This is a genomic window from Bradyrhizobium sp., assembly GCF_035701725.1.
GTDB lineage: Bacteria > Pseudomonadota > Alphaproteobacteria > Rhizobiales > Xanthobacteraceae > Bradyrhizobium.
Window position 1 is genome coordinate 1 of the sequence record NZ_DASSRP010000377.1, and the last position, 25,747, is coordinate 25,747.

Sequence of the window (25,747 nt, forward strand, 5' to 3'; positions counted from 1 at the left end):
AGGGGAAGGTCGGCTTCGATCCGCTCCAGCTTTTTGACGACACCGGTCAGCGGACTGACGTGCTTGCGAAAGCGCGCCACCGTCGCGCGCGGCGACACTGAACGGAATCCGCCGCTCGTCATCGTCAGCTTGAGTCCAGGGCCGAGTTCGATCGGGACGGGTTTGCGACTTGGATTGCGCAGCTCGTTGCTGCCGCAGGTCGGACACTGCGGACGGTGGGCGACATAATGCCTGACGGTGGTCGATCCCAGCAGATCGTGGCTGATGATGTGGTTATTCAGGTCGGTGCGAAAGCCGCTGGCGATCGCCTTTGCAATTTCGAGCGCGGCAAATGGAATGGCGCCGTGCCCCAGCGGATAACGATTCAACGGCGAAGATGAGACAGCGTGGGCCTGGACACGGTCGAGGAAGCCTTTGACCTCGCGGTTTCGGATCATCCGGTCAAACAGGCAGGTCCAGCATGGACCTTTGCCAGGATTGAAAACGGGCCCAACGAGTGGAAACGCACCAGAGGGCTGCGCCAACAGCCAAACGGTCCCGTCCGAGAATCGTTGATTGTTCAATGCGCCAAGCCGGTCGTCGAGATAGTCGCTGGCGAGCGTGATCGTCAGGTCGGCGGCGCCGCGACCGGATACGATTTGGACTCCGAGATCGGCGAGAGCCTTTGTGAATTCCTTGGCGCCCTCGACCTCGATGGCTTCGACCCGCACGCGGCAGTTGGCGAGATTTTGTTCGGCCATGCCGGGCGGCAGACCAAGGCTCGCCCAATACGCAGCCTGAACCGTGTTTGAGGTGGCAGACGCCTCGACAATGTAGTGGCGCTCGATCAGGCGCTTGAGCGCTTGCTCGACTTTCTCCGGCGGAAAACGCTTGCCAAACTCTGTGGCAAGCTGCTGCAGGCTCTTTCCGCCTTTGCCGATCGCCGTTGCCAGTTCGCAGTAGAGCTCGCCATGCAAGAAGAATTTGCGGTCCTCGGAATAAAGACAGACTTGATCGGGTGGTAGTACATAGACCGTGAAATTGGGCGCGAACTGCGCGACGTCCTTCGCTGCGCGGCGCGCGGGCGCGGTCTTGCTCTTGCCCTTGGATTTGGCGGGAGCGGTCTTGCGCTTGGCTTTTGCGGAAGCGGTCTTGCGTTTAGCTTTCATGAATCAGCACACGGAGCTTGTCTGCCAGGCCGGGCGACGGTGTATTCCTGGTGGACCGGGAATGTACCTCGGTCCAGCCGGCATGAGACGTGTTTTAGCGGGGCGGGAATTCGGCGTCATCGTGATTTGCGTACGAATGCGAGCGCAACGACGATCGCTGGAAGTACACATAAATAGGCCGGGTCGACGGTGTCGAACCCGGCCATGATTTCTTGAATTGATCACGCGAGGCAGATGACCTCGGTTAGCACCAGGGCCGGCAACCGCCCCAGGAGAGACACCAGCCGACGCCACAGCCACCGCATCCGCCGCATCCGCGACAACCGCGGCAGCCACGACAGCCGCCACAACCACGACCACAACCACGACCGCAACCGCAGCCGCGAGCGAGTTGGATGTTGCCGTCCTTGGCCGCAGCCGTGCTTTCCTTGTCGAACACGTAGAACGTGGCGAGGCTCACATCGGCGATTTCTTCTTCGCCGAGGGTGATTTGCTGATTGGGGGAATAGTTCGTGGACTGCGCTACGTCGTTGGTCGGCACTGCTGCCGCCGACGCACCGCCTACCATCGAAAAGCTCAAGCCGGCTGCGCCCAAGGCGGGCAAAGCGGCTTTAACACGCTTCTTCGTTGCCATTATTGGAATCCTCCATTTTCTCGCTAGCGGTTCGAGTAGAATAACTTTACTGCATGGGTTGGTCGCCCGCAAGCTGACGCAGGTTCACGAGAGCCTCAGGGCCCGTGTTCTGACGAAGATTTCACATTGATGAACCGCGCTTGAACCGAAGCTTATTCAGGTTTCGTTCATCATTGAGGATGTTGGAGAACACTTCCAGTTTTGCGGAATTCAAGGCCGCGTGCGCAGCAATATCAGCGTCTCCCCGCTGTGTTATGTCCACTATCGGACGTAGCTTCCCGGATCTTGCTTCGAAGCGGAGGGGCCAGTACGGCTGAACTGGTCCTGGTTTTTTGCAGGCGCGAAGGAGACGCGGATTTGAGCACCGATCCGGCATGTTTCACCTGGTACGAACTGCTCACCACCGATATGGCGGCGGCCACAAAATTCTACGGCGAAGTGGTCGGCTGGACGGCGCTGCCCTCGACGACTTCCCGGGTGCCCTACACGCTGTTCAAGGCGGGCGACAGCGACGCGGCGGGTCTGTTGGAGCTGCCCCCAGAGGGCCTGAAAGTGGGCGCGCGGCCAAGATGGATGGGATATGTCGGCGTCTCCGACGTGAACGCTGCGGCCGACCAGACCAAGCGCCTCGGCGGTGTGCTCTACGTGCCCCCGACCGATGCCAATATCGGACGAATTGCGGTTTTGGCTGACGCGCACGGCGCGTTATTTGCGCTGATTGCTCAGCCTCAGGTCACGGTGCAGCGGCCGGCGGATTCAGCAAGGCCCGGCCGTTTCGGCTGGAATGAGCTTTTCTCAACTGATTTGCAGCAGGAAGGCACGTTCTACCGCGAGTTGTTCAACTGGGAGCCGGACGATACCGAGGATCGTTTTACCAACACCTATCTGACCTTCTTGGCGGGCGGACATGTCGTCGCCGGTGCACTTAAGAACAGCGACCCATCGCCACCGTTCTGGCTTTTCTACATCAACGTCGAGGACATCGATGCCGCAGTCGAGCGCGTGGGTGCGGCTGGCGGCCGGGCCGGATACAACGATACAGAGTTACCGGGAGGGATGAGGATCGCTTATTGCAGCGATCCCCAAGGCGCGACGTTTGCGCTTCAGGGCAAGCGAACGCAAAAGCCGCAGATCGGCTGGACGACGGAATGGCAAGGATTTTCTTCGCGCGGCCAATTGGTCGCACCAAAGAAAAAATGACGAGGCGGACGTCTTGCCCTTAAGCCGGCTTTGGCGCCGTCTTGACCGGCTTATCCTGTCGTTTCGACCATGAGATGTAATAGGCGACCACCGTCATGATTGCGATGCCGGTCACGCTGACAAAAAGCTGCGCGAAGAACGAACCCGAACTCATCATCAGTTCGAAATGCCCGACAAAGGACAGGAAGACGCCGACGCAGAACACTGCGAGCGACTGCTGGCCGCACACGATCAAGGGATCGAATACCTTCCACTCAAGGCCATGCCAATCCTTGGGCAGGAAGCGGACCACGAGTAAAACGATGACGATGAAATGCACGAAGCGGTAGGGCGCGAGATTGGTCTTGTCGTTCGGGTTAAAGGCGGAATAGAGCCAGTCGGGGAAAACCGCGCCGAAGTCCGGAAACTTTCCGGCCATTGTCATCACCAGCGCAAACGCCAGATAGGCGATGCATAGATAGAGGGCGACGCTGGAGTTAATTACCCAGCGCGCTTGTTCGGTCCTGGTCCCGCCGAGGGCGCACCACGAGCCGAATACGAAAAGTACCTGCCAGCAATATGGATTGAAGTACCAGGTGCCGGCGGGATAGGCCTGAAAATTCCAGCCGAAATGGCGAGCGGCAAGCCACAGCACGATCGAGGCGATCATCGTCAGGTTGGGCTGCCTCAGCATCATCCAGAGAACCGGCGGAAAGAATCCCATCAGGACGATGTAGAGCGGCAGCACATCCAGATTCACAGGTTTGAACTTGAGGATCAAACCCTGGCGCAGCGTTTCGGTCGCCTGATCGACAAGGCCGGCCACGTTAAACTCGTTGATGATCTCGGAATCGCCAAAGCGCAGCGCCAGGTAACTGATCGCGGCGATGTAGATGACGAACAGAATGATATGGGCGACGTAGAGCTGCCAGACCCGCTTGGTCAGCCGTGTGGCGCCGACGATAAAACCACGCTCGAGCATCATGCGAGCATAGACAAAGGACGCTGTGTAACCCGAAATGAACACAAAAAGATCGGCGGCGTCGCTGAAGCCATAGTTCCGCGTCGTTATCCAGTTCACGACATTGTCCGGAATGTGATCCAGAAAGATCGCCCAGTTGGCGACTCCGCGGAACAGATCGAGCCGAAGGTCGCGTCCTTTTTCCGGCAGGGTGGCGTTGATTTTCATGGGCGCAATTTTTCGATGCATCCGTTGCTGGGCAGGCGGCTAGGGCAGCGATTCAGAAGTCCACATCATTGTTGCGGGTCCACCACGCGGACTTTCGAATCCAGACACACTAGTTCAACAAGGTTTCGATTGTCCTTTTCGAAGTCCTGAATCAGGGGCGGCACGTTGCGGAGTTCGGAATCGGGACATCGGGTCGGCAATCTATAGTCGGGCAAGATTGTCACCGGACGACATAATGAATATACCATTCCGGAAATTGTTACATCCACGGCCGGAGAATCAGGGATTCCGGCTGCTTTGATGCCCCTATCTACTTCGCGAAAGGGTCCGACCGTCAATGACCGCCCGCATTTTTAAGCCCGCCAAAAACGCGATGCAATCCGGCAAGGCCAAGACCAAAGATTGGCAGCTCGATTATGAGCCCGAGCAGCCGCGTTTCGTCGAACCTCTGATGGGCTGGACCAGCTCGGGCGACATGAAACAGCAGCTCTCGCTGCGCTTTGAGACCAAGGAAGAGGCGATAGCTTATTGCGAGCGCGAGGGGATCGCTTACCAGGTGTTCGAGCCGAAAGAGCCGGCGCATCGCCAGGTGGCTTACGCCGACAATTTTGCCTTTCGCCGCGGCGAACCCTGGACGCATTAGAGGCCAAAGACCGGCTTCGAAAGCGGATTGGAGAGCAGGGGCTCCAACTGCAAGTGTATCCAGAATGCATCAAGACAAGGCCGCAAGCGATTGATCTTACGTAGCTTTCTTTCCAGAGACCCGAATAGATCGTTTTGCCGGTTGCGCAAGGCTTGAGCGCGATGACACGATGGATCGCTCCCGCGGGGTAGACTGCGGCACAGCCGAACGACAGGAACCCATGCCGCTCCATTCCAGTATCGATCCGGCCTCTTCCGATTTTGCGCGCAATGCCGAGGTGATGCGAACGCTGGTCGCCGAACTCCGCGACAAGCTCAATCAGGCAGCCGGCGGCGGCGGCGAAGCTTCGCGCAAGCGCCATACCGCGCGCGGCAAGATGTTGGCGCGCGAGCGTGTCGATCTCTTGATCGACCCCGGCACGGCCTTTCTCGAGTTGTCGCCGCTCGCGGCCCACGATCTCTATGGCGGTGACGTGCACTCGGCCAGCATCGTCACGGGCGTAGGGCGAATTTCGGGACGTGAATGCGTGGTGGTCGCCAACGATGCGACCATCAAGGGCGGCACCTACTATCCGATGACGGTGAAGAAGCATCTACGGGCCCAGGACGTCGCCCGGCAGAACAATCTTCCCTGTGTCTACATGGTCGATTCCGGCGGCGCATTTTTGCCGCAGCAGGACGAGATCTTTCCCGACGAGCGGCATTTCGGCCGCATTTTCTACAACCAGGCGCAGATGTCGGCGCTCGGCATTCCGCAGATCGCCATTGTGATGGGCTCCTGCACGGCAGGCGGGGCCTATGTTCCGGCGATGTCGGATGAGAGCATCATCGTGCGCAACCAGGGCACGATTTTCCTTGGCGGGCCGCCGCTTGTGAAGGCCGCCACCGGGGAGGTCGTTACGGCGGAAGAACTCGGCGGCGCCGACGTTCATTCGCGCCACTCGGGTGTCACCGATCACTATGCGCAAAACGATGCACACGCGATCGGGATCGCGCGGCGGATCGTCGCCACGCTAAAACAGCCGGCCCGCGCCCATCTGAACATGCGCGAACCGCGCGAGCCGCTTTTTGCGGCGCAGGAAATCTACGGCGTGGTGTCAGCCGATGGACGCAAGCCGTTCGATGTCCACGACATCATTGCACGGCTGGTCGACGGGTCGGAGTTCGACGAGTTCAAAAAGCTTTATGGTCAAACGCTGGTCTGCGGCTTCGCGCATATCTGGGGCTATCCGGTCGGCATCATCGCCAATAACGGCATCCTGTTCAGCGAGAGTTCGCTCAAAGGAGCGCACTTCATCGAGCTGTGCTGCCAGCGCAACATTCCGCTGGTATTCCTGCAAAACATCACCGGCTTCATGGTCGGCAAGAAATATGAAGCCGGCGGCATCGCGCGTGACGGCGCCAAGCTGGTGACGGCGGTCGCGACGGCCAGTGTTCCCAAGTTTACCGTTGTCATCGGTGGCTCCTACGGCGCAGGCAATTACGGCATGTGCGGCCGCGCGTATTCTCCGCGTTTCCTCTGGATGTGGCCGAATGCGCGGATCTCGGTGATGGGCGGCGAACAGGCGGCGATGGTTCTAAGCCAGGTCCGGCGCGACAATATCGAGGCCAAGGGCGAGAGCTGGTCAGCCGAGGAAGAGGAGAAGTTTCAGGCGCCGATCCGTGCGCAGTATGAGAAGCAGGGTAGTCCGTACTATGCGACCGCCCGCTTATGGGATGACGGCGTGATCGACCCGGCTGATACAAGACTGGTGCTGGGGCTAGGGCTTTCGGCCGCGTCCAATGCGCCGATCGAGCCGATGAAGTTCGGCGTGTTCAGGATGTGACGATGGACCGGTCAAAGCACTACCGGCGATTTCATACCCTCTTGATCGCCAACCGCGGCGAGATCGCCGTTCGCGTGATCCGCACGGCGCGCGCGATGGGCTTGCGTACCGTTGCGGTGTATTCGGAGGCCGACCGTCATGCGTTGCATGTCGCAATGGCGGATGAAGCCGTGCTGCTTGGACCGGCGCGGGCGCGCGACAGTTATCTCAACGCCGAACGTGTGATCGAGGCGGCACGCCAGAGCGGGGCCGAGGCCATCCATCCCGGCTACGGCTTTTTGTCGGAGAATGCGGATTTCGCTCGGGCCTGCCTAAAGGCTGGACTGATTTTTGTCGGTCCGACCGCCGAGATGATGGAGGCGATGGGCTCGAAATCCGGTTCCAAGCTTCTGATGGAAAAGGCCGGCGTGCCACTGGTGCCCGGCTATCACGGCGAAGCTCAGGACGATGCGACGCTGGCAAAGGCGGCGGCACAGATCGGCTTTCCGGTTCTGGTCAAGGCTTCCGCCGGTGGCGGCGGCCGTGGCATGCGCATTGTGCGCAAGACCGATGAACTCTCCGCTTCGATCGAAAGCGCCAAGCGCGAGGCCAAGGCAGCTTTCGGCGATGATCGTGTCCTGATCGAAAAGCTGGTCCAAAATCCGCGCCATATCGAGGTGCAGGTGATCGGTGACAGCCACGGCAATCTGTTGTCGCTGTTTGAGCGCGAATGCACGTTGCAGCGCCGCCACCAGAAAGTGATCGAGGAGGCGCCATCGCCGACACTGAATGCCGCGCAGCGCGATGCCGTCTGTGCGGCAGCGAGGAAAGCCGCCGGGGCTGTCGGTTACGTCGGCGCCGGCACGATCGAATTTGTCTCCGATGGCAAGGACGTGTTCTTCATCGAGATGAACACGCGCCTGCAAGTCGAACATCCCGTGACGGAATTGATCACGCGGATCGACCTGGTGGAATGGCAGTTGCGGGTAGCCGCGGGCGAGAAGCTGCCGATGACACAGGAGCAGATCACGCTGCGAGGCCATGCTATCGAGGCGCGGGTTTACGCTGAAAATCCCGACAAGAATTTTATGCCATCAGTGGGCACGATCCGAAACTGGAACCTGGCGGCCCCATCCGCAGCCCTTCGGGTCGATGCCGGATATCGCGAGGGCGATACCGTTTCGCCGCACTACGATGCCATGCTCGCCAAGGTGATCGCCTGGGCGCCGACGCGCGATGTCGCGATCGACCGGCTTGCGCACGCCCTGTCGGAATCCGACGTTCGCGGCGTCGTCACCAATATCCCGTTTCTGACTGCATTGGTCAGCCATCCAGCCGTTCGTGACAACGCGATCGATACCGGTTTTATCGAGCGTGAACTGAACCACCTTACCGCTGCCGCGAAGGCACCAGGCGATCTTGAACTTGCCGCCGCTGTGGCGGCGATCCTTCTTGAGGAAGCCAAGGCTGCCGACGACGTCGCAACCTCGCCTTGGGGAACAGCGGGCTGGATGCCGGTTGGTCGGCGTCAGCGCGTGTTTACGTTCCGGTACGGTCACGAGGCTGTGCATAAAATCGCGCTGCATTACGGCAGGGGACCCGCGACCCTTGTGATTGGCGGGCGGGAGATCGGATTTGCTGCGGCTTCCGGCGCCATCCGAGGGCTTGATTTGACGATGGGCGGGATCAAATCCCATGTCGTGGTCATCGTCGAAGGCCACGAGCTCTATGTCCGGACGCGCAACGGCCGCTTCGACCTGCATTGGGTCGATCCGTTCGGTGGCGAGGACGAGGAGCACGTTGGCGAAGATCGGATCGCGGCGCCGCTGCCTGGTACGGTGGTTGCGCTGCTGGCTGAGGTCGGAGCCAAGCTCGAGAAGGGGGCGCCGATCCTGACGCTGGAAGTCATGAAGATGGAGCAGACCTTGCGGGCTCCGTTTGCCGGCGTTTTGAAAGCGATCAAATGCAAGGTCGGCGATATCGTCGGCGAGGGCGTTGAGCTCGCAGAGATCGAACCGGCCTGATATTTGCGTCCCCTCGTGGGTCGCGAATCTCAAATCCACTGTACTCGCGGATGAGCAGCCCATGAGCGATCAGGTTCGCATTGTCGAAGTCGGCCCGCGCGATGGGCTTCAGAACGAGAAGACACCGGTTAGCGTCGAAGCGCGCATCGCGTTTATCGAAGCGCTGCTGAGGGCCGGGCTGCACACCGTCGAGATCGGGGCCTTTGTCTCTCCGAAAGCCATTCCGCAGATGATCGGCTCGGACGAGGTGTTGCGTCGGTTCAGTGCCCGCACGGACGGCGAGTTCCACGTGCTGGTGCCCAACGAAAAAGGGTACGAGGCCGCACGCGCCGCCGGCGCGAAGGTCATTGCAGTGTTCGGCTCAGCCTCGGAAGGTTTTTCCCGCGCCAACATCAATTGCTCGGTTGCCGAGTCCATCGAGCGGTTCAAACCGGTGGTGATGCGGGCCAGGTCGGACGGCATCAAGGTGCGCGGCTATATTTCCTGTGTGCTCGGCTGCCCCTTCGACGGGGAGGTCAAGCCGCAGGCGGTGATCGACGTCGCCAAAGTCCTATGGGATCTCGGCTGCTACGAGGTCTCGCTCGGCGATACCATCGGCGTCGGCACGCCGGCAAAAGCGCGCGAATTGCTGCGCGCCGTCGCAGGCCACGTGCCGATGGCGCATCTTGCGATGCATTTCCACGACACTTACGGCCAGGCGCTTGCCAATCTCTATGCGGGAATGGAGGAGGGTGCTCGCGTGATTGATTCCGCGGCCGGCGGTCTCGGTGGATGTCCTTACGCGCCGGGTGCCACCGGCAACGTCGCGACCGAGGATGTCGTCTATATGCTGGAGGGCATGGGGATTGCGACCGGCGTCGACATGGCGAAGCTCGCTGAGGCGACCAACGAGATCAGCAGGCTGCTTGGGCGGCCGCCGGTCAGCCGGGTCGTGGCCGCGCTGAATGCAAAAAGAAGGGCGAATAGCGAGTAGTGAATAGAGACTTTGCATTCGCTATTCGCCACTCACCATTCGCTTACCTGCTTCCGTCCGGACCCATCACGAGATTGGGCAGCCAGGTCGAGATTTCCGGCACGAAGCACAGGACCAGGACTGCCAACATCATCAAGAGCACGAACGGCAGGGTGCCGAAAATGACGTCGCGCAATGGAATGTCCGGCGCGACGTTGCGGATGACGAAAATATTCAAGCCGACCGGCGGGTGGATGAGCCCCATCTCCATCACGATGGTCATGATGACGCCGAACCAGATGATGTCGAAATTGGCGGCGCGCAGCGGTGGCAAGATGATGGGCGCCGTCATCAGGATGATCGACACCGGCGGCAGGAAGAAGCCGAGCACGACGACCATCACAAGGATCGCCGCGAGCAACTCCCAGCGCGGCAGGTGCATCGCGACTATTGATTCCGCCGCCGACTGCGAGATGTGCAGATAGCTCATCACGTAGGAATACAGCAGCGACATGCCGATGATCATCATCAGCATGGTGGATTCGCGGATCGTTGAGCTCAGGATCGGCGCGAGATCGGAAGGCCGCCACACGCTGTAGATTACCGCGATCAGGAGCAGCGCCAGCAGCCCGCCAAGGCCGGCGGTTTCGGACGGCGTCGCATAGCCGCCGTAAAGCGCGATCATCACGCCGGTCAGCAGCAGCACGAACGGCAGTACCCGCGGCAGGGCGCTGAAGCGCTCGGCCATGGTGAATTCGTCATGGACCAGGATCGCCGATTCGACGCCGCTCTTGCTGTAGGCGAGGCTTGCGGCCGCGTATTCCTTGCGGAAGCGCATCACGGCATAGACACCGAACAGGCTCACCAGCAGCAGGCCGGGTCCGATGCCGGCGAGAAACAGCCGCCCTAGCGATTTTTCGGCAGCGACCGCAAACAGGATCATGGTGATCGAAGGCGGCAGCAGGATGCCGAGCGTGCCGCCAGCGGCGATGATGCCGGCGGCAAAGCCGCCGGAATAGCCGCGCTTGCGCATCTCGGGAATGCCGGCCGAACCAATTGCCGAACACGTCGCGGGCGAGGAGCCGGCCATGGCCGCGAACAGCGCGCAGGCGAACACGTTGGCGACGCCGAGGCCGCCGGGCACGCGATGCAGCCAGGCATGTAGTGCGGAGTAGAGGTCCTGACCGGCGCGGGACTTGCCGATGGCAGCGCCCTTGAGGATGAACAACGGGATCGACAGCAGCGTGATCGAGGCCATTTCCTCGTAGACATTCTGCGTAACGGTATCGAGCGAGGCCGCCGGCATGTAAATGCCCATAAACACGACGGCGACGGCACCGAGCGCAAAGACGATCGGCATGCCGGAAAACATCGCGAGCAGGGTCGCCAGACCATAGGAGATGCCGATTCCAAAAACTGTCATCGGCGCAAAGCCCTGCCAAGCGGAGTAATGATCTGCAGAAAGATCTGAACGCACAGCAGCGTCATGCCGAGCGCCATCAGACCGTAGGGAATGTCCAGCGGTGGTGACCACATCGAGTTCGAAACCTGGCCGTCGTCCCAGGCTTCATATGTCAGCGTCCATGACTTCCAGCAAAAGAACGCGCAGAAGGCAAAGCTAGCGACGTCGACCAACCATAGCCGCACACTGTTGGCGAACGGCGACAACAGCCCGACAAAGGCTTCGATGCCGATGTGACCGCGCTGCTGCTGGACCCAGGCCGACGTCATGAAGGTGGCGCCCACCAGCAGGAACACGGCGGCTTCGTCCTGCCAGTAGTTCGGGGACTGAAACAGCGCCCGACCGAGCACGCTGTAGCTGAGGACGGCGCAGGCCGCGATCAGCGCGATGGCGGCGAGAACGAGGATGATGCGGTTGAGCCAGGCGAGCACGTAGGCGAGCGCCGCGATCAGCACAGGGCTGTTCGCGGCGTCGGTCGCATTGGTTCGATCCGGGAGCGGACCGTGCATCATGCCGAGACGTCGGATGCGAGTTTGAGCAACTTGGCGGCGGTCGCGGTTTTGGCGCCGTAATCCTTCCAGGCGGTGTCGCGGGCGATGTCGCGCCATTTGTTGACCGTGGCGGCGTCGAGTTCGGCGACTTTGGCGCCGGCCTTGGCGTAAACCTTCGCCACTTCCGCATCGTCTGCCTGTGCGCCCTTACGGCCGAAGACTTCCATCTCCTGACCGAGCGCCAGAATGGTGTCCTGATGGTTTTTCGGCAGGCCGTCGAAGATCGACTTCGACATCAGAAGCGGCTCCAGCATGAACCAGTATGAGGCCTTCGCGCCCGAGGTCAGCGATTTGGCGACCTCTTCGAGCCGGAACGAAATCAGGCTGGTGGAGGAGGTGATGCCGGCATCGCAGGCACCGGTCTGCATCGCGGCATAAAGTTCGTTCGAGGGGACCGACAGCACGGCCGCACCCGCGGTCTGAAGCACCATATCCATTTCGCGCGAGCCGCCGCGAACTTTCAGGCCCTTGGCGTCTTCGGGCGCCACGATGGGACGGGACCGGCTTGCGACCCCGCCGGCCTGCCAGACCCAGCTCAAGATGATGATGCCCTTATCGGCCAGGAAATCCGACAACGCCTTGCCGACCGCGCTCTTCTTCCAGTTCATGCCCTGGTCATAGGTCGAGACCAGGCCCGGCATCAGGGCGATATTGGTCTCCGGCAGTTCGCCGCCGGCGTAGGGCAGAGGGTAGAGGCTGATGTCGAGGGCGCCTTTGCGCATGGCCGAAAACTGCGCGTTGGTCTTGATCAGCGAGGAGTTCGGGTAGACTTCGGCGCTGATTTCGCCACCGGTCCGCTTGGCCAGTTCGGCCGCAAAAATCCGGCAGAGCCGGTCGCGGAAATCGCCGGTGTCGATCGACCCGCCCGGAAACTGGTGGGAAATCTTCAAAGTGGTGGCGGCCTGGGCCGTACCGAGCCCGAAACGCAGAATGGCTGGTGCTGCAAGCGTGGATGCAAGGATGTGGCGACGCGTGTACATGTTAACCCTCCCTGGGGCGATGCTGGGCGATTTCTAGGAAGCTTTCGGACGGAGTTTGGGCGTAGGGCATTCTAGCCCGTCCGTTCCCCGGCGAATCCTATCGAAAAGTATGAGACGAGCTGGCGCGCATATTGGTGCGCCGCAAACTGTGGCAAAATTGCTGGGGCCATCCACCTATTTCAAATTTTAGCTAGCTCTGGCTGTCTTCCGGAAGGGAATGCCTGTCACAGGGCAAAACTTTTTTCAATGCGGCGTAACGCGGGCCGTCGCGGGAGCGTCGTTAAAGGGACGGCCAAAGCCGCCATTAACGTTTCCCGGTCCTCCAAGAAGGAATCCCACAATGACCATCAACACCCGTATCGCGCTTGGAATTTCTGCAGCGGCGCTGTCGCTCAGCTTGGCGCTGACCCCTGTCGCCTTCGCTCAAGACGCGATGAAGAAGGATGACGGGATGAAGAAGGACACGATGTCCAAGGACAGCATGAAAAAGGACGACGGCATGATGAAGAAGGACACCATGTCAAAGGACGGCATGAAGAAAGACGACGGCATGATGAAGAAAGACAGCATGTCGAAGTAGTTTTCGGCTCCTTTGCCGCGTCGGCAGGCCCGCCCCTGAACGGGCGGGCCTTTTGCGCGTGAAGCCTCGCCGCATTGCACCCGCGCACCGTCCGGTGAAACCCTGGGAATCATTGCCAGGCTTGGTAAGCACTCATGACCCTGGGCACCGTCCGCTCGACCTGGCTCGAATTGCTTCAACTATATCTTGGAAAGGGGGATCTTAGACCCGTGCGCGTGCCTCTCGCTCCGCAGTTTCTCGCGGCCGTCCTGCTGCCGGCACTGGCGCTGATCTCAACCGCATCGGCACAGGATGCCATGCAGCGCGACACCGCATTCAAGGACTCGTTGCTGCGCAAGCCTGCGCCTGAGGAGCGCGTGACATATCAGTATGGGCAGCGCGATGCGAACGGCCCGCACCAGGCCACGTCCGGCTTGTCGAAAGGCCGACCGCCGCGAACGCGTTAGCCCGGCTTTAAGGCGGCAGCGACTTTTTCAACTCCAGCTTGATCCCTGACGTGTCGGCCACAACCTCTGGTGCGACGCTCCAGGCGGTGATCACGACCAGCATCAACAGGGTTGCAAGAGCCAGGGCGCTGACGCTTGCAGCGAGGTAACGTTTCGACGCTTTGTACATAGAACGCTCACGCTGTGATCCTCCCCAGGGCCAGCCCCCAAGGGGATCACCGAGTCGCGGGGCAAGTTCGTGGCAGCCCGGCGGCTATTTCCCGGCTTGTTTCCGCTGTCGCCAAGGCGGCCAAAAACGGCGCGGCATGACGCGGCCGCGACGCGGATCAAAGGACAATTCCTAGGAACAGCGACCCTCTGAGGGGGGACAATGAGGTTGCTGCAGCAAATGGACCAGCAGGGCTTGCTCAGCCTGAGGCCGCGGCGACTTGATACTTGGGGTCGCCAAGGCAAATGCGGTCACGAGGACGACCAGGGCCGAACACATCACGCAAAGAAAGATCTGGTCCATGGTAGTCGCCCTCGGTGCCAATCTGTATCTCGATTAACGGTCCGTCCTGCGATCGGTTTCCTGCTTTCCAGAAAAGGAAAGGCCCCAGAGCGGGGAGCACTGGGGCCGTTTTCGGGAACATCACGGGGCTCGATGTAACCACCAGATGCGGGGGCGACCCCTGATGTCCTATGTCGCGATGTGAGCGACAAACGCCGCCATGCCGAACGAAAATACGCAGGCAGCAACCATCGACCAGAACGCAATTGCAATCGGCTTTGGCATCCGAACCTCCTTTTGCCTTGAATCCTGAATTCCAGTTGGCCCTAACGACCGGTCTTACTCGGGCGGCCGCAATCCAGGCGAATTGACCCATTCGTCCAGACAGGCGGCGGTATCTGCCTGCCGGGCCTTTTTCAGCAGATCGTCTCTTTCGTGCCCGGGGCGAAGCTGCGAAGCCTTGGCGCGCGCTTCTTCCGCGAAGGCTGTCAGACGATCCTTTGCGGACGCCGGATGTTTTGCGCGACCTCTTTCCGCCATAGCGCTTACTCCCTGTTTGGGTTCTAGCGGATACGCAAGCGGGGCGAACTCATCAGCGTTGGCGGCGATGCAAGGCGCGTCACGCTGACGCCCTACAATTGTGCTCGGCCGGCCCGAACACCAGACCGGATTGTCAGATTTTGGCTGGAACGAAGTGGTTGTTGTCGAACGTTCAGAATCGCCGGCGGTACCGGCGGAGAGGGCGCCAGGCACACTGGCGGTCCCAGCAGGATTCGAACCTGCAACCCGCGGAGTAGAAATCCGCTACTCTATCCAGTTGAGCTATGGGACCGCTTGGGCCCGGCTTATACCATCGAATGTAAAAAATCTGCATTCGAACGACGCTATACCCGAACCGATTTCGAAGCGGTTGCGACAAAGGCCTGAGCGGGTCGGCATGAGGCCGACCGGCCGTCGGCCTGCGTCCCCCGACTCGGCGGCGAATCAAGGGATTCTTGGGCGTTCGACAAATGTCGCATGCGACTTTTTTCCCCGTCAGCGCCTCCGCCACGAGTCCGTCACGTTTTCACGTACTTCCTAGTCATCGGCGGCCTATTGGCCGCGCCGGGAGCTCCATCATGATCGGTTTGGTTCGGGCTGCAATTTTTTGCGCCGCGCTGTCGTTTGGCCTGATTTCGGCGCTTCCGCCGGCGCTTGCTGCCGACAAGGCGTTCAAGCGTGACGATCTCGCCGACTCCGCGATCAAGCTCGAGGCCCAAATCAAGACCGAGGCGGGCGCCATCAACAAATCGGCAGCGGCGCTGAAAGCCGACGCGGATGCCGCCTTCAAGCGCAACGACTATCGGACGGGCCTGCAAATCCTCGGTCAAATCGCGGCGACGGCGCCCGCTGACAGCGGCAACTGGGTCCGATTGGCCCGTACCATCTTCCAGATGCGCCCGGCGAATTCCAGCGAGCAGACCTTCCTGCTCGAGCGCGCTTCGACGGCTGCCTACATCGGCTACCAGCGCGCAGCCAACCCCGGCGATGAAGCCGATGCGCTCGCCGTTCTCGGCCGGGCGCTGTCGGAGCGCAAACTGTGGCGGCCAGCGCTGGATAGCCTACGTCTGTCGCTCGACTTGCGCGAGGTCGCGGAGGTGCGCGGTCAATATGAAAAGATGCGGGACGAGCACGGCTTCCGGCTGCTCGACTACACGATCGATTCCGATTCTGCCTCGCCGCGCGCCTGCTTCCAGTTCTCCGAAGATCTCGCCAAACGCACCGACTTTGCGCCGTTCGTTGCGCTCGCCGGCAACGACAAGCCGGCGCTGGCCTCGGACGGCAAGCAGCTCTGCGTCGACGGACTGAAACACGGCGAACGCTATAACATCAATCTGCGTGCCGGCTTGCCCTCTACCGTGAAAGAAGGCCTGCCGAAATCGGCCGAATTCAACATCTATGTGCGCGACCGCAAACCGTTCGTGCGCTTCACCGGGCGTGCTTACGTTTTGCCGCGGACCGGCCAGCGTGGCATTCCCCTGGTCAGCGTCAATACGCCTGCCGTCTCGATCAACGTGTTTCGGATCGGCGATCGAAACCTGATCAACAGCGTGGTTGACGGCGATTTTCAGCGCGCTTTGAGCCGCTACGAATTGACGAGCCTCGGCGACGAGCGTGGCGTCAAGGTTTGGTCCGGCGAACTTGCAACCGCCATGACGCTCAATCAGGATGTCACGACGGCTTTCCCGGTCGACGAGGCGCTCGGCACTCTGCAGCCCGGTGTCTACGTCATGACAGCGGCCGCCAAGGGACCGGGCAGCGACGACGATGGCGGACTGGCGACGCAGTGGTTCATCGTCTCCGACCTCGGCCTGACCGCATTTTCGGGCAATGACGGCATTCATGTGTTCGTCAATTCGCTCGCCTCCACTGACGCGGTTGCCAAGGCCGAAGTCCATCTCGTGGCGCGCAACAACGAAATTCTGGCCACCCGCAAGACTGACGATTCCGGTCATGCTGTATTCGAAGCGGGTTTGGCCCGCGGCGAGGGTGGACTTTCACCGGCAATGCTGACGGTCAGCACCGATAAAGCCGACTATGCGTTCCTCAGCCTGAAATCCAACGCGTTCGATCTGTCGGACCGCGGTGTGTCGGGCAGGGCAGCCCCAGTTGGCGCCGACGCCTTCGTCTATGCCGAGCGCGGCGTCTACCGTTCCAACGAAACCGTGTATCTCACCGCGTTATTGCGTGACCCTCTTGGCAACGCGATCGTTGGCGGTCCGCTCACGCTCGTCGTCGAGCGGCCGGATGGGGTCGAATTCCGCCGCGCAGTGTTACCTGATCAGGGAGCCGGCGGACGGACGCTGACGCTGCCGCTCAATTCCGCGGTTCCGACCGGGACCTGGCGCGTACGCGCCTTTACCGATCCAAAGGCCAATTCGGTGGGTGAGACGACCTTCATGGTCGAGGACTATATTCCCGAGCGCATCGATTTCGACGTCACGAGCAAGGACAAGCAGATCAAGGTCGACGCGCCGGTCGAGCTGAAAGTGACCGGTCATTTCCTCTATGGTGCGCCGGCTTCCGACCTTCAGATCGAAGGCGACATGCTGGTCGCCACGGCCGACGAGCGAGCCGGCTTTCCGGGCTATCAGTTCGGCGTAGCGGATGAGGAAAACGCCAGCAACGAACGGACACCGATCGAAAATCTCCCGGAATCCGATGCCAATGGCATGGCGAGCTTCCCGGTGAGTATCGCAAAACCGCCGACGTCGACGCAGCCGCAGGAAGCGCAAATCTTTATCCGCATGGCGGAAGCGGGTGGCCGTGCCGTGGAGCGGAAGATCGTGCTGCCGGTGATGCCGACCGCTGCCATGATCGGCGTGAAACCGTTGTTCGGCGACAAGAACGTGGCCGAGGGCGACAAGGCTGCCTTCGATGTCGTGTTCGTCTCGCCGGATGGCAAATCGTTGGCGCGGGAGGGGCTTCGTTACGAGCTGTTGAAGATCGAGTCTCGCTATCAATGGTATCGTCAGGACTCATCCTGGCAGTTTGAGCCGGTCAAATCGACCAAACGCGTTGCGGATGGCGATCTGACGGTCGCGGCCGACAAACCCGCCCGTATTACACTGTCGCCCGAGCCGGGCCGCTATCGCCTTGACGTCAAATCCTCCGACGCGGACGGCCCGCTGACCTCCGTGCAGTTCGATGTCGGTTGGTATTCCGATGGCAGCGCCGATACGCCGGACCTGCTGGAGACCTCGATCGACAAGCCGGAATATCAATCCGGTGACACCATGGTGGTGTCGGTCAATGCGCGTACGGCCGGCAAGCTGACCATCAACGTGCTCGGCGACCGTCTGCTGACGACGCAGACCAGCGACGTCAAGGAAGGCACCGCCCAGGTCAGGATTCCCGTCGGAAAGGATTGGGGCACCGGCGCCTACGTGGTGGCGACGCTGCGCCGTCCGCTCGATGCGGCTGCGCTTCGCATGCCCGGACGCGCCATGGGCCTCAAATGGTTCGGTATCGACAAGCAAGCACGCACGCTTGCGGTCAACCTCGCGCCGCCGGCGCTGGTGCGTCCGAACTCCGCGCTGAAGCTGCCGGTGAAATTGACCGGTCTCAATCCAGGCGAGGATGCCAAGGTGGTGGTTGCTGCGGTCGATGTCGGCATTCTCAATCTGACCAACTACAAGCCGCCGGCACCTGACGACTATTATCTCGGCCAGCGCCGTCTCACGGCCGAAATCCGCGATCTCTACGGCCAGTTGATCGACGGGATGCAAGGCACGCGCGGTCAGCTCAAGACCGGCGGTGACGGTGCAGGCGCTGAACTGCAGGGCAGTCCGCCGACCCAGAAGCCGCTCGCACTTTATTCGGGCATTGTGACCGTCGCCGCCGACGGCACCGCCGAAATCAGCTTCGACATTCCGGAATTTGCCGGCACCGCGCGCGTGATGGCGGTGGCGTGGACGGCAACCAAGCTCGGCCGTGCCACGGTCGATGTCACCGTGCGCGACCCGGTCGTGCTCACGGCGACACTGCCGCGCTTCCTGCTCAACGGCGATCACGGCACCATGAGTTTTGATCTCGACAATGTCGAGGGCGTTGCAGGTGATTATTCCATCAGTGTCAAGACGTCTGGACCGGTGAAGGTCAGCGGCGGCCCGACCATGCTGGCAAAGCTTGCGGCAAAGCAGCGGACCTCGATGTCGCTGGCACTGGATGCCGGCGGCGCGGGTTCGGCCGCGATCGATGTCGATATCAAGGGCCCGAACAGCCTGACGCTGGCGCGGCACTATGCGCTGGACGTGAAGCCGGCGACGCAGGTGCTGACGCGGCGCTCGGTCCGCACTTTGGCGAAGGGCGAGAGCCTGACGCTGACGCCGGACATGTTCTCGGACCTCGTTGATGGCACCGGCACGGTCTCCGTCTCCGCAAGCCTCTCCAGCGCGCTTGATGCGGCAACCATCCTGAAAGCGCTCGACCGCTATCCGCACGGCTGTTCGGAACAGATTACGAGCCGGGCGATGCCGCTGCTTTATGTCAACGATCTCGCTGCCGGCGCTCATCTGGCGATGGATACCGCAGTCGACCAGCGCATCCGCGATGCCATCGACCGCCTGCTGGCCCGACAAGGCTCGAACGGCTCGTTCGGCCTGTGGTCGGCGGGTGGCGATGATGCCTGGCTCGATGCCTATGTGACCGACTTCCTGACGCGGGCGCGCGAAAAAGGCTTTGCCGTGCCGGACGTGCTGTTCCGCAGCGCGCTCGATCGCATTCGCAATTCCGTCGTGAATGCCGAGGAACCGGAAAAAGACGGCGGGAAGAACCTGGCGTACGGGCTCTATGTGCTCGCCCGCAACGGCACGGCGCCGATCGGCGACCTGCGTTATCTCGCCGATACCAAGCTCAACAATGTCGCGACCCCGATCGCCAAAGCGCAACTCGCGGCAGCGCTCGCGCTTGTCGGCGACAAGGGACGCGCGGAGCGGGTCTATTCGGCCGCCGCTGACAGCCTCGCGCCAAAGCCCGCGCTTCAATTCGGCCGGGTCGATTACGGCAGTGCGCTGCGCGATGCGGCGGCGCTGGTGTCGTTGGCCGGCGAAGGCAATGCGCCGAAGGCGACGCTCATTCAGGCTGTCTCGCGCGTCGAAGCTGCTCGTGGGCTCTCACCTTATACTTCGACGCAGGAAAACGCCTGGCTGGTGCTGGCGTCGCGGGCGCTTGCCAACGAGACCATCGTGCTCGACGTGGACGGCGCGCCGGTTAAGACCGCGCTCTATCGCAGCTACAAGGCGGCCGAGATCGCAGGCAAGCCGATCAAGATCACCAACACGGGCGATGCGCCGATCCAGACCGTGGTCTCCGTCGGTGGCTCGCCGGTTACGCCGGAGCCGGCGGCTGCCAATGGATTCAAGATCGAGCGGAGTTACTTCACGCTCGACGGCAAACCGGCCGATGTGACGAAGGTCAAGCAGAACGATCGCTTCGCCGTTGTTCTCAAGATCACCGAAGCCAAACCGGAGTTCGGCCATATCATGGTCTCGGACTATCTTCCCGCCGGCTTTGAGATCGACAATCCGCATCTGGTCTCATCCGGCGACACCGGTACGCTGTCCTGGATCGAGGACGGCGAGGAGCCGGTAAATACCGAATTCCGCGACGATCGCTTTACCGCGGCGATCGATCGTGCCGCGGACGACAAATCGATCTTCACGGTGGCCTATGTGGTACGCGCGGTTTCGCCGGGCAAGTATGTGCTGCCGCAAGCCTATGTCGAGGACATGTACAATCCCTCTCGCTATGGCCGTACCGGCACGGGATCGGTTGAGGTTCGTCCGGCCAAATGAGTGCGGGGATCGGCCAGACGAACACCATCAGTCCCATTCGCCCGTCCGGGCGAACAGGGCTGACGATATTTGCCGCGGTCAGCCTGACGCTGACGGTGATGGTTGCGGCTTGGGTGGTTTCGCTCGGTCCGTTGCCGCTTGCCGTGGCCCGCGAAGTCTCGACCACAGTTGTTGACCGCCACGGCAAGCTGTTGCGGGCCTACGCGATGGCCGATGGCCGATGGCGATTGCCGGTGCATGCTGAGCGCGACATCGATCCCACCTATCTCAAACTGCTGCTCGCCTATGAGGACCGCCGGTTTTATTCTCACGGTGGCGTTGATCTTTTGGCGCTGGGACGCGCGGCCCTTCAATTGGTGACGAGCGGTCACATCGTGTCTGGCGGCTCGACCATCACCATGCAGTTGGCCCGCCTGATGGAGCCGCGGCGGCAGCGTTCGATTTCCGCAAAGCTCAGGCAGATCGTTCGCGCCATCGAGATCGAGCGCCGATTGAATAAGGATCAGATCCTCGACCTCTATCTGGCGATGGCGCCGTATGGCGGCAATCTCGAGGGCATTCGCGCCGCTTCGATCGCTTATTTCGGCAAAGAGCCGAAACGCCTCTCGCTGTCGGAGGCGGCACTTCTGGTGGCATTACCGCAATCGCCGGAGAACCGCAGGCTCGATCGCTATCCGAATGTGGCGCTTGCCGCGCGTGACCGCGTGCTCGATCGCATGGTCGAAGACGGCGTGATCGCCAATGACGACGCCACAGCCGCGAAGACGGTGCCGGTGCCAGCCGTACGCAAGCCGATGCCGATCCTGGCGCCGCACTCCGCCGATCAATCAATGGCTTTGATGAAGAATACGCCGGTGATCGCGCTGACGCTCGATGCATCGTTGCAGCAGGCGCTTGAAATGCTGGCGCGCGACCGTGCGGCCGCCCTGGGACCAAACATTTCCGTTGCCATTCTTGCGGTCGATAATGCGAGCGGCGAGGTGCTTGCCCACGTCGGCTCGCCGGATTATTTCGAGGACCGAAGAGCGGGTCAGGTTGATATGACGCGTGCGGTACGCTCGCCGGGATCGACGTTAAAGCCGTTCATCTATGGTTTGGCATTTGAAGATGGCTTTGTTCATCCCGAAAGCCTGATCGACGATCGACCGATCCGCTTCGGCTCTTACGCACCGGAAAATTTCGACATGACGTTCCAGGGAACGGTGCCGGTGCGCAAGGCGCTGCAAATGTCGCTCAACGTGCCGGCGGTCGCATTGCTTGATCGGGTGGGCGCCAGCCGCCTGTCTTCACGGCTCAGGCAGGCGGGAGCGCGTCTGGAATTGCCAAAGGACGAGACGCCGGGGCTCGCAATGGGCCTCGGTGGGGTCGGCATCACGCTGCAGGATCTCGTGCAGCTATATTCAGGGCTGGCGCGGCTTGGCGATACGCGGCCGCTGCTCGAAATCCGGAGCGAGCGGAGCGAGGCCAGGGAGCCGCAGCGACTGTTGGATCAGGTCGCCGCCTGGCAGGTCGGCAACGTCCTGCTCGGGACCCCGCCGCCCGAGAACGGCATCCACAACCGGATCGCGTTCAAGACCGGAACCAGTTACGGCTACCGCGACGCGTGGTCGGTCGGTTTTGACGGACGGATCACCATCGGTGTCTGGGTCGGCCGGCCCGACGGCGCGCCGGTCCAGGGCATCGCCGGCCGCACCGCTGCCGCGCCTATTCTGTTCGATGCCTTTGCCCGGACCGGTAAATTGCCGGCCGCCTTGCCGAAGGCCCCCAAGGGAACCCTGATGGCCAGTAACGCGAAGTTGCCGGTCCCGCTGCGACGTTATCGGCCACTGGGCGAACTGGTCCGCAATGACGGCGAACGGACACCGCACATTCAGTTCCCGCTCAACGGGTCGCGCATCGATGTCTCCGGAGACGGAACGTCGTCTGCTTCCATGCCGGTAAAAGTGGCAGGTGGCGTGCTTCCGATCACCATGCTCGTCAACGGCGTCGCGGTCGGGGAACTCGATAGCCGCAGGCAGCGCCTGATCGATTCACCGGGACCGGGCTTCGCCAGATTGACAGTTATCGACGCCAAGGGCGCGGCGGACACAGTTATCATCAGAATTCAGTAGGCATTTCGCTAAGCGGTTGTCGGGCCGTCGTTTTCGGCGTATGCGGAACCGATGAGTGAGACCTATGCCCGCCCCCGGTTTGGACAGCCGCGCGAACCTCAAAAGAAGGCCGATCGGGGCAGCCGTCTGGCTGATCTCCTGGATTTTGTCGCCGCGAGCCATGTCCGTGCCGTCGCATTTCTGGTGCTCTGCGGCTTTCTGTTGTTTCTGCCCGGCTTCTTCAGCATCCCGCCGATCGACCGTGACGAGGCGCGATTTGCCCAGGCGACCAAGCAAATGGTCGAGACCGGAGATTTCGTCGACATACGTTTCCAGGATGACGTCCGCTACAAGAAGCCGGTCGGCATCTACTGGATGCAAGCGGCTGTCGTGGAGACCGCCGCCGCCCTCGGCCTGCCCCGAGCGCAGGTGCGCATATGGGTCTATCGCGTACCGTCGCTGATCGGTGCATTCGGCGCCATGCTCCTGACCTATTGGACGGCGCTTGCCTTCATCACGCGGCGCGGCGCCATTCTTGCGGCGCTGATCATGGGAAGCTCGGTGTTGCTTGGCGTCGAAGCACGGCTCGCCAAGACCGATGCGATGCTGCTGTTGACGGTCGTGGCCGCCATGGGCGCCATGGCGCGGGTCTATATGTCCTGGCAACGGGGCGAAGACGATCCTCATCCGCCCTGGTCGTGGCCGGCGATATTCTGGACCGCGCTCGCGGGTGGAATCCTGATCAAGGGCCCGTTGATCCTGATGTTCGTCGCCTTGACGATCGCGATGCTGGCGTTCTTCGACCGGTCGCTTGCATGGCTCTGGCGGCTTCGGCCGGTGTGGGGGCTGATGTGGCTCCTGGTCCTCGTCCTGCCGTGGTTTATCGCGATCTTCTGGCGCGCGGGCGATGCCTTCTTTGCCGACTCCATTGGCGGCGACATGCTGAGCAAGTTGGCGGCGCAGGAATCCCACGGCGCGCCGCCCGGTGTCTATGTCTTGCTGTTCTGGCTCACCTTCTGGCCGGGTGCGCCGCTGGCGGCGATGGCCGCGCCGGCGGTCTGGCGGGCGAGGCGAGAGCCGGGGGCGCAGTTCCTTCTCGCCTGGTTGGTGCCGTCCTGGATCGTGTTTGAAGCGGTTTTGACCAAGCTGCCGCACTACGTGCTGCCGCTTTATCCGGCGATCGCGATCTTGACCGTGGGAGCGCTCGAGCGCCGCGTGCTGTCGCGCTCATGGCTGAGGAGCGGAACGGCCTGGTGGTTCATCATTCCGGCGCTCGCCTCGCTGGCTGCCGTGATTGGGGCGGTGAGCGTGACGCGTCAGCCGGTGTTTCTCGCATGGCCGTTCGTGGCGGCGGCTTTGATTTTCGGGTTGTTCGCGTGGTGGCTCTACGACGACAACAGGGCCGAGCGCTCGCTCATGAATGCGGTGGTCGCGGCCCTGTTTCTGGCATTCGCCATTTACGGCGTGATCGTGCCGGCGCTGACGCCGCTATTTCCCAGCGCAGAGGTGGCACGGGCGTTGCGCAATGTCGTCTGTGTCGGTCCCAAGGCGGCGGCGGCCGGCTTTCACGAACCCAGTCTGGTCTTCATGACGGGCACGTCGACGCTCCTGACCGATGGATCGGGCGCAGCGGACTTTCTGGCGCATGGCAGTTGCCGCTTTGCGTTAATCGAGCAGCGCGCAGAACGCAATTTTGCCCAGCGCGCCGAAGCGATCGGCCTGCGCTATGACGTCGCCTCTCGGATCGAGGGTTACAATATCTCGCAGGGGCGTGCGATTTCGATCGCGATCTTCCGCTCCGAAGGAACGGAATAGATGTCTGTTCAATCCGGCACCGAACGATCGGTCGGTTACTTCGCGCGCCTGTCGATCATCGTGTCGGCGTGGGCCAGGCAGCTGGCGAGTTCATCCTCGCAACCCCATCGCGCCGAGGCTTCACGAAAACTCGTACGGCAAACGCTCCTGATCTTCGTCACGGCTGCACTATCGGTTGGCGTGCTAATGATCTGGTTCGACGCGCCGGAGATCGCGTTGATGCCGCCGCGGGGCACCGCGAGCCTTTGGCCGCTCCGCATTTTGACGGATTTCGGCAAGGATACCTATGTGCTGCTGCTGGTGCTCGTTCTGTTGATCGGTGTGACACTGACAGCGACCGCCGCGCGCGGCAGGGCGCGGCAAAGACTGCTTGCAATCGGCCTGCGCCTGCAATTTCTGTTGCTCGCACTATCCGTGCCACTTGCTTTCGGTGAATTGCTGAAATGGATCGTGGGCCGGGGCCGGCCGTTCGTCGGCGGACAGGCAAATCCCTTTAATTTCGTCCCGTTTGCGGGCAACGAAGCCCATGCCAGCCTCCCGTCAGCCCACGCGATCACCGCTTTTGCACTGGCCTTTGCCGTGGCCGCGCTGTGGCCCCGCCTGCGAGGCTTGATGATCGCCTATGCGCTCGCCATTGCGTTTACCCGCCTGGTGCTGCTGGCCCATCATCCCAGCGACGTGGTGGCGGGGGCGACGATTGGGGTCATCGGGGCCATGTTCGTGCGATATTGGTTCGCCGTGCGCGAACTCGGTTTTACCGTGAGCGCAAGCGGCGCTATTTCGCCCGTCGCCGATCAGCCCCTCAAGGGGGTTGCCGCCGGGACATCGGCCCCATAAGAAGCGAACCGGGCTAGCCCGCCACACGAGAGCAACAGATTAGCTGGCGTCCATTCGATTCCGACGTTCGAAACGCAGCCCCAAAAAGTGTTACGAACCTCGCAATCGGACGCCAGCACCAACGGGTGAGATTTGTCTTCTTCCGATACAGCCGCCATCACCGTCTCGATCGTCGTTCCCGTGCGTAACGAGGCCGAAAATATTGAGCCTGTGGTCGCCGAAATTGCCGCTGCGCTCGATGGGCGTTGGAATTACGAGATCATCTACGTCAATGATGGCTCGACGGACGCCACCGGCGAGCGGCTCGCCTCGGTGATGAAGAGCCGCCCCAATCTGCGTCAGATCCGGCATTCGGTGTCGACGGGGCAGTCGGCTGCCGTACGCAGCGGCGTGCGCGTGGCCCGCGGAGCGATCATCGCGACGCTGGATGGCGATGGCCAGAACAATCCCGCGTTTCTGCCCGCGCTGGTTTCGGCCATCGAGCAGGGCGGCGAACGCACCGGGCTCGCCGCCGGCCAAAGAGTTGGCCGCAAGGATACGGGCTTTAAGAAGTTTCAATCGCGCATCGCCAATAAAGTGCGTAACGCA

At 61.7% G+C, this 25,747-nt stretch carries 19 protein-coding genes and 1 tRNA gene; 12 read left to right on the top strand and 8 right to left on the bottom strand.

Going from position 1 to position 25,747, the window contains the following annotated elements; translation table 11 throughout:
• Both VFL62_RS22655 and VFL62_RS22660 read right to left on the bottom strand, forming a co-directional pair.
• Window positions 1–1,148: TOMM precursor leader peptide-binding protein (locus tag VFL62_RS22655; protein ID WP_325174629.1), on the bottom strand; the 1,148-nt coding region annotated here is incomplete at its 3' end.
• Between the two features lie 244 nt (window positions 1,149–1,392).
• Window positions 1,393–1,782 carry a hypothetical protein gene (locus VFL62_RS22660; RefSeq protein WP_325174630.1) on the bottom strand — a complete coding sequence of 130 codons (390 nt, stop codon included), beginning with the start codon at window positions 1,780–1,782 and terminating at the stop codon, window positions 1,393–1,395.
• 357 nt (window positions 1,783–2,139) lie between these two features.
• Here VFL62_RS22660 and VFL62_RS22665 point away from each other — a divergent pair, with 357 nt between their 5' ends.
• Window positions 2,140–2,982 (top strand): VOC family protein, encoded by an 843-nt coding sequence (locus VFL62_RS22665; protein WP_325174631.1) that lies wholly within the window; start codon window positions 2,140–2,142, stop codon window positions 2,980–2,982.
• 19 nt (window positions 2,983–3,001) lie between these two features.
• Here the strand turns inward: VFL62_RS22665 and VFL62_RS22670 are convergent, their stop codons facing one another.
• Complete coding sequence (locus VFL62_RS22670) at window positions 3,002–4,150, bottom strand: OpgC domain-containing protein (RefSeq protein WP_414644818.1); 1,149 nt, start codon at window positions 4,148–4,150, stop codon at window positions 3,002–3,004.
• Between the two features lie 337 nt (window positions 4,151–4,487).
• On the opposite strand from VFL62_RS22670, the gene VFL62_RS22675 reads away from it, so the two are divergent.
• The 4 genes from VFL62_RS22675 (at window position 4,488) to VFL62_RS22690 (ending at window position 9,594) form a co-directional block, all read left to right on the top strand.
• The gene (locus VFL62_RS22675; RefSeq protein ID WP_325174632.1) at window positions 4,488–4,793 is read left to right on the top strand and encodes an ETC complex I subunit; all 306 of its coding nucleotides are present in this window, start codon (window positions 4,488–4,490) and stop codon (window positions 4,791–4,793) included.
• Window positions 4,794–5,013: 220 nt separating this feature from the next.
• Complete coding sequence (locus tag VFL62_RS22680) at window positions 5,014–6,618, top strand: carboxyl transferase domain-containing protein (protein WP_325174633.1); 1,605 nt, start codon at window positions 5,014–5,016, stop codon at window positions 6,616–6,618.
• Window positions 6,619–6,620: 2 nt separating this feature from the next.
• A complete protein-coding gene (locus VFL62_RS22685; protein WP_325174634.1) occupies window positions 6,621–8,621 on the top strand; it encodes an acetyl/propionyl/methylcrotonyl-CoA carboxylase subunit alpha in 2,001 nt (666 codons plus the stop codon).
• Window positions 8,622–8,682: 61 nt separating this feature from the next.
• On the top strand, window positions 8,683–9,594 hold the full coding sequence (locus VFL62_RS22690; protein WP_325174635.1) for a hydroxymethylglutaryl-CoA lyase: 912 nt from the start codon (window positions 8,683–8,685) through the stop codon (window positions 9,592–9,594).
• Between the two features lie 43 nt (window positions 9,595–9,637).
• Here the strand turns inward: VFL62_RS22690 and VFL62_RS22695 are convergent, their stop codons facing one another.
• Genes VFL62_RS22695 through dctP form a run of 3 tightly spaced genes read right to left on the bottom strand, consistent with a single transcriptional unit; the run spans window position 9,638 to window position 12,566 of the window.
• Window positions 9,638–10,996 carry a TRAP transporter large permease gene (locus VFL62_RS22695; protein ID WP_325174636.1) on the bottom strand — a complete coding sequence of 453 codons (1,359 nt, stop codon included), beginning with the start codon at window positions 10,994–10,996 and terminating at the stop codon, window positions 9,638–9,640.
• Window positions 10,993–11,547, bottom strand: a complete 555-nt coding sequence (locus tag VFL62_RS22700) for a TRAP transporter small permease (protein ID WP_325174637.1) — start codon at window positions 11,545–11,547, stop codon at window positions 10,993–10,995. The genes VFL62_RS22695 and VFL62_RS22700 overlap by 4 nt, the downstream gene beginning before the upstream one ends.
• The gene (gene dctP / locus VFL62_RS22705) at window positions 11,544–12,566 is read right to left on the bottom strand and encodes a TRAP transporter substrate-binding protein DctP (protein WP_325174638.1); all 1,023 of its coding nucleotides are present in this window, start codon (window positions 12,564–12,566) and stop codon (window positions 11,544–11,546) included. Before dctP ends, VFL62_RS22700 begins: the two co-directional genes overlap by 4 nt.
• A gap of 340 nt (window positions 12,567–12,906) precedes the next feature.
• Here dctP and VFL62_RS22710 point away from each other — a divergent pair, with 340 nt between their 5' ends.
• Both VFL62_RS22710 and VFL62_RS22715 read left to right on the top strand, forming a co-directional pair.
• Window positions 12,907–13,146, top strand: a complete 240-nt coding sequence (locus VFL62_RS22710; protein ID WP_325174639.1) for a pentapeptide MXKDX repeat protein — start codon at window positions 12,907–12,909, stop codon at window positions 13,144–13,146.
• Window positions 13,147–13,280: 134 nt separating this feature from the next.
• On the top strand, window positions 13,281–13,592 hold the full coding sequence (locus tag VFL62_RS22715; protein WP_325174640.1) for a hypothetical protein: 312 nt from the start codon (window positions 13,281–13,283) through the stop codon (window positions 13,590–13,592).
• 7 nt (window positions 13,593–13,599) lie between these two features.
• Here VFL62_RS22715 and VFL62_RS22720 read toward each other — a convergent pair whose 3' ends face one another.
• Both VFL62_RS22720 and VFL62_RS22725 read right to left on the bottom strand, forming a co-directional pair.
• On the bottom strand, window positions 13,600–13,761 hold the full coding sequence (locus VFL62_RS22720) for a hypothetical protein (RefSeq protein WP_325174641.1): 162 nt from the start codon (window positions 13,759–13,761) through the stop codon (window positions 13,600–13,602).
• Between the two features lie 1,076 nt (window positions 13,762–14,837).
• Window positions 14,838–14,914, bottom strand: a tRNA-Arg gene (locus tag VFL62_RS22725).
• Between the two features lie 286 nt (window positions 14,915–15,200).
• On the opposite strand from VFL62_RS22725, the gene VFL62_RS22730 reads away from it, so the two are divergent.
• The 5 genes from VFL62_RS22730 to VFL62_RS22750 all read left to right on the top strand — a co-directional run.
• Complete coding sequence (locus tag VFL62_RS22730) at window positions 15,201–20,417, top strand: alpha-2-macroglobulin (protein WP_325174642.1); 5,217 nt, start codon at window positions 15,201–15,203, stop codon at window positions 20,415–20,417.
• Window positions 20,414–22,528, top strand: a complete 2,115-nt coding sequence (gene pbpC / locus VFL62_RS22735; protein ID WP_325174643.1) for a penicillin-binding protein 1C — start codon at window positions 20,414–20,416, stop codon at window positions 22,526–22,528. Before VFL62_RS22730 ends, pbpC begins: the two co-directional genes overlap by 4 nt.
• Window positions 22,529–22,579: 51 nt before the next feature.
• On the top strand, window positions 22,580–24,322 hold the full coding sequence (locus VFL62_RS22740) for a glycosyltransferase family 39 protein (RefSeq protein ID WP_325174644.1): 1,743 nt from the start codon (window positions 22,580–22,582) through the stop codon (window positions 24,320–24,322).
• Window positions 24,323–25,159 carry a phosphatase PAP2 family protein gene (locus VFL62_RS22745; protein ID WP_325174645.1) on the top strand — a complete coding sequence of 279 codons (837 nt, stop codon included), beginning with the start codon at window positions 24,323–24,325 and terminating at the stop codon, window positions 25,157–25,159.
• A 132-nt stretch (window positions 25,160–25,291) separates the two neighbouring features.
• Window positions 25,292–25,747, top strand: a 456-nt coding sequence (locus VFL62_RS22750) for a glycosyltransferase family 2 protein (RefSeq protein ID WP_325174646.1), incomplete at its 3' end; no start/stop codon positions are given.